The 12,401-nt window shown below is 69.7% G+C and carries 7 protein-coding genes; 5 read left to right on the top strand and 2 right to left on the bottom strand.

The genetic code is table 11. The features are described 5' to 3' along the window. Positions 1 to 57: 57 nt before the first annotated feature. The gene (locus ABZ260_RS34245) at positions 58 to 1,590 is read right to left on the bottom strand and encodes a long-chain fatty acid--CoA ligase (RefSeq protein WP_355626008.1); all 1,533 of its coding nucleotides are present in this window, start codon (positions 1,588 to 1,590) and stop codon (positions 58 to 60) included. Positions 1,591 to 1,755: 165 nt separating this feature from the next. Here ABZ260_RS34245 and ABZ260_RS34240 point away from each other — a divergent pair, with 165 nt between their 5' ends. From ABZ260_RS34240 to ABZ260_RS34225, 4 genes are all read left to right on the top strand, one after another. Further along, positions 1,756 to 3,318, top strand: a complete 1,563-nt coding sequence (locus ABZ260_RS34240; RefSeq protein WP_355626007.1) for a GMC family oxidoreductase N-terminal domain-containing protein — start codon at positions 1,756 to 1,758, stop codon at positions 3,316 to 3,318. Positions 3,319 to 3,395: 77 nt separating this feature from the next. After that, positions 3,396 to 4,652 (top strand): cytochrome P450, encoded by a 1,257-nt coding sequence (locus ABZ260_RS34235; protein ID WP_355558866.1) that lies wholly within the window; start codon positions 3,396 to 3,398, stop codon positions 4,650 to 4,652. A 70-nt stretch (positions 4,653 to 4,722) separates the two neighbouring features. Next, positions 4,723 to 5,571 (top strand): alpha/beta hydrolase, encoded by an 849-nt coding sequence (locus tag ABZ260_RS34230; protein ID WP_355626006.1) that lies wholly within the window; start codon positions 4,723 to 4,725, stop codon positions 5,569 to 5,571. A gap of 109 nt (positions 5,572 to 5,680) precedes the next feature. Continuing rightward, complete coding sequence (locus tag ABZ260_RS34225) at positions 5,681 to 6,856, top strand: cytochrome P450 (protein WP_355626010.1); 1,176 nt, start codon at positions 5,681 to 5,683, stop codon at positions 6,854 to 6,856. Between the two features lie 124 nt (positions 6,857 to 6,980). Here ABZ260_RS34225 and ABZ260_RS34220 read toward each other — a convergent pair whose 3' ends face one another. Continuing rightward, complete coding sequence (locus tag ABZ260_RS34220) at positions 6,981 to 9,242, bottom strand: hypothetical protein (protein ID WP_355626005.1); 2,262 nt, start codon at positions 9,240 to 9,242, stop codon at positions 6,981 to 6,983. Positions 9,243 to 9,797: 555 nt separating this feature from the next. Here ABZ260_RS34220 and leuS point away from each other — a divergent pair. Next, positions 9,798 to 12,269, top strand: a complete 2,472-nt coding sequence (leuS, locus tag ABZ260_RS34215; RefSeq protein WP_355626009.1) for a leucine--tRNA ligase — start codon at positions 9,798 to 9,800, stop codon at positions 12,267 to 12,269. The last annotated feature ends 132 nt before the right edge of the window (positions 12,270 to 12,401 follow it).

Genomic DNA, 12,401 nt, shown 5'->3' with positions numbered 1-12,401 from the left:
CCTCCCGGAACCCGGCCCCGCCGCCGTGGCCTCATCGGCCAGGCGGGTGCGGACCGCTCAGCGCAGCTCGCGCTTGAGGATCTTGCCCGTCGCGGTCATCGGCAGCGCGTCACGGAACTCGATGATCCGCGGATACTTGTACGCGGCCATGTTCTCCTTACCCCAGGCGATGAGCTCGTCCTCGGTGATCGTCGCGCCGGGGGTGCGGATGACGTACGCCTTGACCTCCTCGCCGTGCGAGTCGTGGGCGACTCCGACCACCGCGGCGAGGGAGACCTCCGGATGGGTGATCAGGACCTCTTCGAGCTCGCGCGGGTAGACATTGAAGCCACCCCGGATGATCATGTCCTTGGCCCGGTCGACGATGGCGTAGTAACCGTCCGCGTCGCGGGTGGCGATGTCGCCGGTGCGGAACCAGCCGTCCCTCATGACCTCGGCGGTCGCCTCGGGCCGGTTGTAGTAGCCCTTCATCACGTTGTGGCCGCGGATCGCGATCTCGCCGGGGCCCTCGCCCTCGATCGTCTTCCAGTCGCCGTCGACCAGCCTCATCTCCACACCCCAGATCGGCGTGCCGATCGTGCCGGGCTTGGTGGGCCTGCCCAGCTGGTTGAAGCTGGCCACCGGTGAGGTCTCCGACAGGCCGTACCCCTCCAGGATCCCGATCCCGAAGGTCTGCTCGAAGTCCCTGAGCACCTCGACGGGTGAGGACGCACCGCCGGCCACCGCGACCCTGAGCGAGGTGGGCACCTCGTCACCCTCGGCGTGGATCTTCGTCAGCATGGCCCAGTACATGGTCGGCACGCCCGCGAACAGCGTGATGTTCTCGGCGCGCATCAGCTCCAGGGCGGGTCCCGGCTCGAAGCGCGGCACGAGCACGATGGTCGCCTGGCGCCGGAAACCGGCGTTCATGATGACGGTCTGCCCGAAGGAGTGGAAGAGCGGCAGCACCGCCAGGTAGGCGTCGCCGCCCTCGGTGCGGGGGAACATCTCATCGGAGACCATGGCGTTGAGCAGCATGTTCTGATGGCTGAGCTCAGCGCCCTTGGGGTGGCCGGTGGTGCCGCTGGTGTAGAGGATCACGGCGGTGTCGTCGGGTGCGGTCTGCACGGTCTCGAACTCGCCGGACACGCCGTCGAGCGCCGCCCAGAGCGTCTCGCCGTACTCGGACTCGGTGGCGAACGCGGCGGCGGGCAGCACGAAGAAGTGCTCCGCCGACGACCCCTCGAAGCCCGCCTTGCCCCGCTCGCCGAGCGGCAGCTCGGGAGTGCCCTCGAAGCAGAACAGTGCCTTGGCCTGGGAGTCGTCCAGGTGGTAGGCGATCTCCCTGGACTGCAGCAGCACGTTGAGCGGCACGACCGTGGCACCGGTCTTGAGAATGCCGTAGTAGACGAAGGGGAAGTACGGCAGGTTGGGGCAGGCCAGCGCGACCTTGTCGCCCTTCCCGATTCCTCTGGAGACCAGTAGGTTGGCAACCTGGTTCGCGACGGTATTGACCAGGGAGTACGGCAGCCGCAGGTCACCAAAGACCAGTGCGGTGCGGTCGGGGTTCTCCCGGGCGCTGTCCTCCAGTGCGATCGACAGGTTGAGCATCGTGCGTCCTCCTCCGAGCGAGCTCTGACTCGCCCATACTGGCAGTCCCTAGATACCTACTGGTAGGTAACTTTGGTTACAAATTGACGGGCAAACCATGGGGGAGTAAGTAGATAAGAGCCCGCTACGGGGAGGCGAGCTGACCGTCTGTGCGAGGAGGGGTCAGTGAGCGTGGAGTACGACTATGTCATCGTGGGCGCGGGGTCGGCGGGGTGCGTGCTGGCCAACCGTCTCTCCGCGGACCCGGGCACGAGGGTCGTCCTCATCGAGGCGGGCGGTTCCGACAAGAGGCTCGAGGTCCGGATGCCGGCCGGCTTCGCCAAGCTGTTCAAGACCAAACACGACTGGAACTTCACCACCGCCAAGCAGCCCGAGCTCTCCGGCAGGGAGCTCTACTGGCCGCGCGGCCGGATGCTCGGCGGCTCCTCCTCGATGAACGCCCAGATGTGGGTACGCGGGCACCGTGCGGACTACGACGGCTGGGGCGTGCCCGGCTGGTCCTACGACGAGGTCCTGCCCTACTTCCACCGGATCGAGCGCCGCGCCGGCTCCAACCGCGGCGGTGTGTACGGCACGGAGGGCCCGATCCACATCTCGGAGCTGCGCTCCCCGAACCGCGCCACCGCGCTCTTCCTGCGGGCCTGCGAGGAGCTGGGCATCGCCCGCCTGGAGGAACTCAACGGCCCCTCCAACGAGGGCTGCTCGCCGACGCCCGTCACCCAGCACCGGGGGCGCCGCTGGAGCTCCGCCGACGCCTATCTCGGACCCGCGGCCAAGCGGCCCAACCTCACGGTGCTGACCTCCTCGCAGGTGAGCCGGGTGCTCATCGAGGGCGGGCGTGCGACCGGCGTGGAGTGCGGCGGTGACGGTGACGGGGGCACCGTGGTGCGGGCGCGCAGGGAGGTCGTGCTGTCGGCGGGGGCGATCGGCTCCCCGCACCTGCTGATGCTGTCGGGCCTCGGCCCGGCCGACGAGCTGCGGGCCGCCGGCGTCGAGCCGGTCCACGAACTTCCCGAGGTCGGCGCCAACCTCCAGGACCACCTGGCCTCGGGTGTCGTCCTGCACTGCCCCGAGCCGATCACGCTCGCCGGCGCCGAGTCGGCGGGCAACCTGCTCCGCTTCCTGGTCGGCCGCCGGGGCATGCTCACCTCCAACGTCGGCGAGGCCGTGGCGTTCATCCGCACCTCTCCCGAGGAGCACGCCCCCGACATCGAGCTGATCTTCGCTCCGGGCCCCTTCGTCAACCACGGCCTCACCCCGCCGCCCGGCCACGGCCTGACCATCGCCTCGATCCTGCTCCAGCCCGAGAGCCGCGGCCGCGTCTCGCTGGACGGCCGCGACGTCGTGATCGATCCCGGTTACCTGACGGCGGAGGCCGACGTCCGGCGGCAGGTGGCCGGGCTGCGGAAGGCCGGGGAACTGTTCGCCACCGAGGCGCTCCGGCCGCTCGCGGGGCCCCCGATGGACCCGTACTGGGGGGCGAGGAGCACCGAGGAGCTCGTCCGCTGGATCCGCGAGCGTAGCGAGACCCTCTACCACCCGGTCGGCACCTGCCGGATGGGTGAGGATCCCGAGTCGGTGGTGGACCCCGCCCTGAGGGTCCGCGGGATCGCGGGTCTGCGGGTGGTCGACGCCTCTGTCATGCCGGTCATCAACCGAGGGCATACCCACGCGCCCACCGTCATGATCGCCGAGAGGGCCGCCGACCTCATCGCCGCAGACCGCTAAGGGCGCCGACTATAAGCAGACAAAGTGTGCTATGGCTCACACTTGACGTAAGTAAGTACTTGCATGAATCTAGGGCAATGACCGTGAACATGGCGGATATCGACCTGTCGGAGATTCCGTTCTGGGGGCTTCCCCAGCGGGAGCGCATGGAGGCATTCCGGCGTCTCCGCGCGCTGGACCGGCCGGTGTTCACGAAGGAGAACAAGATCCCCTTCATCGGGCACGGGGCCGGCTACTACGCCCTGGTGCGGCACGCCGACGTCTCCGAGGCCAGCAGGAACGCCGGGGTGTTCAGCAGTGAGCCGACCGCCAACAGCATCGCCGACATGCCCCGCTGGCTGGCGGTGTACTTCGGCTCGATGATCAACATGGACGACCCCCGGCACGCCAGACTCCGCCGCATCGTTTCCAGGGCCTTCACCCCCAGGGTCCTGGCGAAGATGGAGGAGGACCTGCAGCGGGCGGCGACCCGGATCGTGGACGAGGCGATCGCCGAGGGGCCGGGTGACTTCGTCACCCAGGTGGCCGCCCGGCTGCCCGTCGAGGTCATCTGCGACATGATGGGCATCCCCCCGGAGTTCCATCACCGGGTCCTGCGCGCGACCAACATCATCCTGGGCAACGCCGACTCCGAGTACACCGGGATCGATCCCGAGTTGAACCGCTGGAACGTGGCCCGGGGCCTGGTCAAGCTACTGGCCGCCGGGCGCGAACTGAGCAGGCTGGCGGCCAGGCTCGGCCGCGAGCGCCGGGGCGCCTCCACGGGCGACCTGACCAGCATGCTGGTCAACGGCGATGAGCACCTCACCCCGCAGGAGCTCGGCTCGTTCTTCATCCTGCTGGTGGTCGCCGGAAGCGAGACCACCCGCAACGCCATCTCGCACGGCCTCAAGCTGCTCACCGACAATCCCGGGCAGCGGGAACTGCTCGTCGGCGACTTCGAAAAACACATTCCCGGCGCGGTGGAGGAGATCATCCGTTACTCCACCCCGGTCATCCAGTTCCGCCGTACGGTCACTCGCGACCACGAGATGAACGGGCAGCAGTACCGCAAGGGCGACAAGGTCCTGCTCTTCTACAACTCCGCCAACCGCGACGAGAGCGTCTTCACCGATCCCGACGCCTTCGACATCACCCGCCACCCCAACCCGCACGTGGGCTTCGGCGGCCCCGGCCCCCACTACTGCCTGGGCGCCCACCTGGCCCGCCGGGAGGTCACGGTGATGTTCCGCGAGCTGTTCACCCGCCTGCCCGAGATCCGTTCGGCCGGTGAGCCCTCCTATCTGCTCTCCAACTTCATCAACGGGGTCAAGCACCTGCCGTACACGACCTGACCGCCGACGCCGGGCGAGGGGTTGGGGCGATCACCGCCGCGCCGGCCAAGCGAATGCTAGGTTCCGCCTCATGGACATCAGCACCGTCACCGCCAATGGCGTCGAGTTCGCGTACCTGTCGGCAGGGGAGGGGCCGCTCGCACTCTGCCTGCACGGGTTCCCCGACACCGCGCACACCTGGCGGCACCTGCTGCCCGAGCTCGCCGGGCGTGGCTACCGCGCGGTCGCGCCGTTCATGCGCGGCTACGCGCCCACCTCGATCCCCGCCGACGGCGCCTACGAGGGCGGGGCGCTGGTCGCCGACGCCTGCGCGCTGCACGAGGCGCTCGGCGGCGACGGCGACGCCGTGCTCATCGGCCACGACTGGGGCGCCTTCCCCGTCTACGGCGCCACCGCCTTCGCCCCGGAGCGCTGGCGCAGGGCGGTCGCGATGGCGGTGCCCCCGATGGGCGCGATGCTGGCTGGCTTCCTCGACTACGAGCAGCTCAAGCGGTCGTTCTACATCTTCCTCTTCCAGACCGGGCTCGCCGAGGCCGCTCTGTCGCGGGACGGGTTCATCGAGGGGCTGTGGCGCGACTGGTCGCCGGGCTACGACGCGGCCGAGGACGTCACATTCGTACGGCGCGCCCTGGGCTCCCCGGAGAATCTCGCCGCCGCGATCGGCTACTACCGGGCGATGCTCGGCACGGTGGCACCCACCGGCCGCTACACCGCCGAGCAGTCCGCGACCGGCGGGCAGGTTCCGATCCTCTACCTGCACGGGGTCCGTGACGGCTGCCTTGGGATGGAGCAGGTCGATCAGGCCGCGGCCTTCCTTCCGCCGGGCTCCAGGGTGGAGCATGTTCTCCAGGCAGGGCACTTCCTGCATCTGGAACGGCCCAGGGAAGTCAACGACATCGTTCTCGACTGGTTGCGCTGAGGATCCTGTGGCAGGATCGGTAAAACCGAATAGGATTCTAGTGGAGGCTGGCGTGACGGTTTCACTCGCGGACATCGACCTGTCGGACATCGCTTTCTGGGAGCGTCCGATGGCCGAGCGGGAGGCCGCCTTCGCGGTGCTCCGCGCGCAGCCGGGTCCGATCCTGTTCGCCGAGCCGGTGATCTCCTTCATGCCTCCCGGCCCCGGTTACTACGCCCTGGTCCGGCACGCGGACATCACCGAGGCCAGCCGCCACCCCGAGATCTTCTCCTCGGGCCGGGGGGCGACGTCCATCCAGGACCTCGGCCCCGACTTCAGCGAGTACTTCGGCTCGATGATCAGCATGGACGATCCCCGGCACGCGAGGCTCCGCCGGATCGTCTCCCGGGCGTTCACGCCGAAGATGATCAAGCAGTTCGAGGCCGACGTCGAGGCGACCGCCGTGCGGATCGTGGACGAGCTGATCGCCAGGGGGCCCGGCTGTGACTTCGTGACCGAGGTGGCCGCCAAGCTGCCCCTGAAGATCATCTGCGACATGATGGGTATCGGCCCCGAGCACTACCAGACGGTCTTCGACGCCACGAGCATCATCCTGTCGGGCGGCGACCCCGAGTTCATCGCCGACATCAGCCTCGCGGCCGAGTCGCTCCTCGGTGCGGGGCAGCGGCTCCAGGACCTCGTCGTCTCCCTGGCCGCCGAGGGCGGAGAGAACCTCACCACCTCTCTGACCAGCGCCAACATCGACGGCGAGAAGCTGACGATGCAGGAACTCGGTTCGTTCTTCATCCTGCTGGTGGTGGCGGGCAACGAGACCACCCGCAACGCCATCTCGCACGGCCTGCACCTGTTCACCGAGAACCCCGACCAGCGGGCCCTGCTGCTCGAGGATCTCGACGGGCGCCTGCCCGGCGCCGTCGAGGAGATCGTCCGCCTCGCCTCGCCCGTCGCCTGGATGCGCCGCAGCCTCACCCGCGACCACGAGATGAACGGTCACCTCTACCGCGAGGGTGAGAAGGTCCTGCTCTACTACTGGGCGGCCAACCGCGACGAGAGCGTCTTCACCGACCCGCACCGCTTCGACATCCTGCGCACCGAGGGCCCGCACGTCGGCTTCGGCGGACCCGGGCCGCACTTCTGCCTCGGTGCCCACCTGGCCCGCCGCGAGATCACCGTGATGTTCCGCGAGCTGTTCACCCGCCTGCCCGCGATCCGCTCGGTCGGTGAGCCCGACCGCCTGCGATCCAGCTTCATCAACGGAATCAAGCACCTCGACTGCGACTTCTGAGGTCCTGCCGCACCCCGCCGGTGGTGATGGGCGAAACGAGACCGCCGGCGGGACGGCGGGCCCGGGCGACTCCGGCCCGGTCAGAACATGGAGTGCGCCCGCTGAGCCGTTCGAACCGGCGAGGTCACCGCCCCGGCACGCGGATCGACTTGAAGACCGTGTTGATGTCGGGGAGCAGTTCCTTCTTGCTGTCCGGCACCGACATGTAGACGATCGCCGGCAGGTCGGCGCCGGTGCTCACGGCCGCCACGACCATGGTCGTCTTCGAACCGCCCGAGGTGATCTCGTACGCGGAGAGCTGGCCGGGCAGGCCGTTCACGGACAGGGTCTGCTGGGCGGTCTTGCGGGCGGTGTTGTCCTCGGGGAAGAACCGCTTGCGACCGGTGGAGGCCACCGCGTTGATCACCGGGGCGAGGTTCTCCGGCGAGGTGTACTTGCTCTTCAAACGAGGCGAGAGCGGGCCCGACATCAGCTGCGCGAACTGGGTTTTGCCCGTGGAGTCCGTACCGGCGGGGAGGTACTGGCGGGTTGTGAAGCCGTAGGTGGTGGGCACGCTGGGGCGCTGGTCCTGCCGCCACGGGGCACCGAGCTGGGCCAGGGTGATCCCCGCCGGCTGGTCGGTGAGCGTACCGGCCACCGGCGAGGGATCGCCGGTGAACCGTGGCAGGCGACCGATGGCGGCGGGCTTGGCGGTCTTCTGGGGAGCCGCCGAGGGCTTGGGCTCGGCGATCTCCTCCTCGGCGGAGGCCAGCGGCCCGGCCAGGAACGCCCAGAGCACCGCGCCGACCAGCGCGATGATCACAGATCCGGCCAGCGCGAAGATCCAGACGGGCCGACCCCGCTCCTCAAACTCGTCCTCGTCCTCGATGGCCTGGTAGTTGTCGCCGAAGACCGTGTTCCACAGCTCCTGCTGGCGCTCGGGCGGAGGGGTCTTCGGACCGCTGATCTGGCCGGCGGTGACGAACGGCTTGTTCGGGTCGGAGGGGTCGCGGCTCAGGTGATGGCCGGGTTGCCCCGGATGCGCGGGCTGTCCCGGCTGGGGCTGTGGCGGTTGGGGAGCGGCTCCGGGGTGAACGGGAGCGCCCTGGGGCGAGGGGGCCTGGGAGGCCGCCGCCGCGTTCGCCGCGGCCATGGCCCACATGGCGGGGTTGTCCGGCACGCCGTAGCTGCGCCGCGCGTTTCCGGCGCCGTTTCCACCGCCCCCGTCCGGGGGGACGGTGCCCGCGGAGGCGTCGCCGAAGTGAGCGGCGGGGCCCTCGGCGGGAGGGCCGGCCCAGGAGGAGGGGAACGTCGAGGTCTGTGCCTCGGCGAAACCCTGGTTTCCCATGGGGGGAGCGGGCGGCCAGGTGGCGCCGGACGCCGGAGGGGCGGGCGGCCAGCCGGCGTTCTCCGCCGGCGGAGTGGGCGGCCACACGCTGTTCTCCACCGGCTGAGCCGGAGGGCGGCCGGAGGCGTCGCGCGGCGGTGCGGCCTGCCACGCCTCACTCCCGCCGGGAGCCTGCTGCCCGCGCGCGTCCCCCTGCGGGCCTGACGGGTGCGTCCGGCCGTCGTTCCGCGGGGTGGACGCCTGCGCCCAGCCGTCGTGCGAGGGCGCGGCGGCCTGTGCCCAGCCGCCGCCCGGGGAGGCCTGGCCCCGAGGGTCCGACTGGGGAGTGGGGATGGATTGTGGCCACCCGTTGCCGGGAGAGGACGGATTGTGGTCGTCGGCGCCGCCCTGCGGGCCGGACGCCTGTGACCAGCCGCCGCCCTGTGACGAGGTGGGCTGCGGCCACCCGTTGCCAGGGGAGGTCTGGTGCGGATCGCCGCCGCCCTGCGGGCCGGACGCCTGTGCCCAGTTGTCGTTCCGCGGGCTGAAAGCCTGCCCCCAACTGTCGTTCTGCGGGCTCGAGGCCTGTGCCCAGCCCTCGCCGGGGGAGGTCTGCGCCCAGCCGTCGTTCTGCGGGGCCGAGGCCTGTGCCCAGCCGTTGTTCTGCGGGTCGGAGGTCTGTGCCCAGCTGTCGTTCTGCGGAGCCAATGCCTGTGCCCAACCGTCGTTCTGCGGGGCCGGCGCCTGCGCCCAGCCGTCGTTCTGGGGAGCCACGGCCTGTGCCCAGCCGTCGTTCTGCGGGGTCGACGCCTGTGCCCAGCCGTTGTTCTGCGGGTCGGAGGTCTGTGCCCAGCCGCCGCCCGGGGAGGTCTGGCCGGGCGAACCGGCCTGCGGGTCGGAGACGCGCTGCCCCCCGCCGGGCGAGGTCTGCCAGGAGCCGTTGCCGCTCTGCGGCTCCTCCTGCGGGCGGGGGAGCCGGGGGCCGGTGCCAAGAGGGTCGTTCGTCCACGAGGGTGACGGTTCGGCAGCCTCCGGCCATGCCGGAGGCAGGTGGGACTGGCTGGACTGCTCCGAGGCCATGCTTTCCTTACCTCCCGCGTGGGTGCCCGAATTAGGCGTATTGGGCATGATCTCACGTGAGACGGGGGGGCTCGCAGGGAAACTGGAGAACGCCCCTCTGAACTGGAGTCCGGTTGGGTCGGTCGGTGGGTCCTGCATGGGCAGGCCGACCTCCAACGGATCCGGGCCCCGCCCCGGCTCTACTGAATGTGCCACGGTGAAAAGAGTAAACGCGAAGGACGTACGAGGTCACAACAGGTGCATAGCCATCGGGTCTCGTTCGCTCCGGAGAGTGCGGAAATCCTCATTCTGCCGACCTGCTCGGACGGCTGTCTCCTGTTTGCCGTGATCGGGCCTGTTTCCCCAGGCCACGAATATGCCTTGCGGGCTGCGATAGTCTTGCTCTATGCGTGCCGCGAGCCTGCTTACCGGGCCGCATCGGCCTCCCCGCCCCTGAGCGCCCTGCCGATGCGGCCGCCCTCCGCGTGAGCGGGGGGTTTTTGCATTGGGCCAGGCGGGTCAGACCATCCACGCAGACATACCCGAGGGAAAATCGACGTGAGCGAGCGAGCCGACATGCAGAGCGACGAGCAGCACTATGACCCGCAGGCCCTGCAGGTCAAGTGGCAGCGCCGGTGGGAGGAACTGGACCCCTTCCGGGCCTCCGACGACCCCGCCGACCCGCGTGAGCGGCGCTACATGCTCGACATGTTCCCCTACCCCTCGGGCGACCTGCACATGGGACACGCAGAGGTTTTCGCCATCGGTGACGTCGTATCCCGCTACTGGGTGCAGCGCGGCTACAACGTGTTGCACCCCATCGGCTGGGACTCCTTCGGCCTGCCCGCGGAGAACGCCGCGATCAAGCGCGATGCCCACCCCGCCGAGTGGACCTACGCCAACATCGAGACCCAGGCCAACTCCTTCAAGCGCTACGCGATCTCCTTCGACTGGTCCAGCCGCCTGCACACCAGCGACGCCGAGTACTACAAATGGACCCAGTGGCTGTTCATCCGCTTCTTCGAGCGCGGCCTGGCCTACCGTAAGGGCGGCCTGGTCAACTGGTGCCCCAACGACCAGACCGTGCTGGCCAACGAGCAGGTCAAGGACGGCAGGTGCGAGCGCTGCGGTGCCGAGGTCGTCCGCCGTGAGCTGACCCAGTGGTACTTCAAGATCACTGACTACGCGGACCGGCTGCTGGACGACATGGCCCAGTTGGAGGGGGGCTGGCCCGAGCGCGTGCTGACCATGCAGCGCAACTGGATCGGCCGATCCGAGGGCGCCGACGTCAACTTCGTGATCGAGGGCCGTGACGAGCCGGTCACCGTCTACACCACCCGTCCCGACACCCTGTACGGCGCCACCTTCTTCGTGGTCGCCCCGGACGCGCCGCTGGCCGAGGAGATCGTCGCCGATGACCGGCGCGAGGCGTTCGAGGCCTACCGGGCCGACGTGTCCAAGCTGTCCGACATCGACCGGCTGTCCACCGAGAAGGAGAAGACCGGCGTCTTCCTGGGCCGGTACGCGATCAACCCGGTCAACGGGGAGCGCATGCCGGTCTGGGCGGCCGACTACGTGCTGTCCGACTACGGTCATGGCGCGATCATGGCCGTGCCCGCGCACGACCAGCGCGACCTGGACTTCGCCCGCGCCTTCGACCTGCCGGTACGGGTCGTCGTGCACACCGGCCTGGCCGACCCCGGTGAGACCGGCATCGCCACCGCCGGTGACGGTGCGATGGTCAACTCCGGCCCGCTGGACGGCCTGACCAAGGTCGACGCGATCCGGAAGATCATCGAGGTGCTGAGCGAGCGGGGCACCGGCCGCTTCACGGTCAACTTCCGGCTGCGTGACTGGCTGCTGTCCCGCCAGCGCTTCTGGGGCTGCCCGATCCCGATCATCCACTGCGCCGACTGCGGCGAGGTCCCCGTCCCCGACGACCAGTTGCCCGTCACCCTGCCCGACCTGCGGGGTGAGGCCCTGGCGCCCAAGGGGGTCTCCCCCCTGGCCTCGGCCGAAGACTGGGTCAACGTCTCCTGTCCCAAGTGCGGCGGCCCGGCCAGGCGCGACACCGACACGATGGACACCTTCGTCGACTCCTCGTGGTACTTCCTGCGCTATGTCAACCCCTCCTACGAGGACGGCCCGTTCGACGTCGAGGGCGTCCGCAGGTGGGGCCCGATCGACCAGTACGTCGGGGGTGTCGAGCACGCCGTGCTGCACCTGCTGTACGCCAGGTTCTTCACCAAGGTCCTGCACGACATGGGGATGGTCGACTTCGTCGAGCCCTTCACCCGCCTGCTGAATCAGGGGCAGGTCATCAACCAGGGCAAGGCGATGTCCAAGTCGCTGGGCAACGGCGTCGACCTGGGTGAGCAGATCGACGCCTACGGTGTCGACGCGGTCAGGCTGACCGTCGTCTTCGCCGGCCCGCCCGAGGACGACATCGACTGGGCCGACGTCTCGCCGGCCGCGTCCCAGAAGTTCCTGGCCCGGGCGTTCCGCGTGATGGCCGAGGCGGGGGCGGCCTCCGCTCCCGGCGTCGGCTTCGCAGGTGGAGACCTGAACCTGCGCAAGGTCGTGCACCGCACGATCGACGAGGTCACCAGGCTGGTCGACTCCCACCGCTTCAACGTCGCGGTGGCCCGGATGATGGAGCTGACGAGCGCGGCCCGCAAGGCCATCGACTCCGGGCCCGGCGCCGCCGACCCCGCGGTCAGGGAGGCCGCGGAGACGCTGGCGGTCATGCTCTCCCTGGTCGCGCCGTACGCGGCCGAGGAGGGCTGGGAGCGGCTGGGACACAGCGGCTCGGTCGCGGTCGCGGGCTGGCCGGCGGTGGACCCGGCACTGCTCGTCCAGGACTCCGTCACCTGCGTCGTCCAGGTCGCGGGCAAGGTGCGCGACCGGCTGGAGGTCTCTCCGGAGATCTCCGAGGCGGACCTGAAGGCGCTGGCGCTGGCGTCGGAGAAGGTCCAGGCGTTCCTGCCCGGTGGCGCGCCGCGTAAGGTCATCGTGCGCGCGCCCAAGCTGGTCAACATCGTCCCATAGACGTTCGAGAGGGGCCGCGCGTCCAGCGTGCGCCCCCGAACGTTCATGAGCCGGCCGACGTCCGGCTCATCCGGCTCGGGCACTGCCCGCCGCTCGTCGTACCGTCATCCGAAAACACGCCGGGCGACCGGC

Origin of the sequence: Streptosporangium sp. NPDC006013 (genome assembly GCF_040614275.1) — a bacterium.
Taxonomy (GTDB): domain Bacteria; phylum Actinomycetota; class Actinomycetes; order Streptosporangiales; family Streptosporangiaceae; genus Streptosporangium.
Note: the sequence above shows the minus strand (reverse complement) of the source record. Positions and strands in the feature narration are given on the sequence as shown.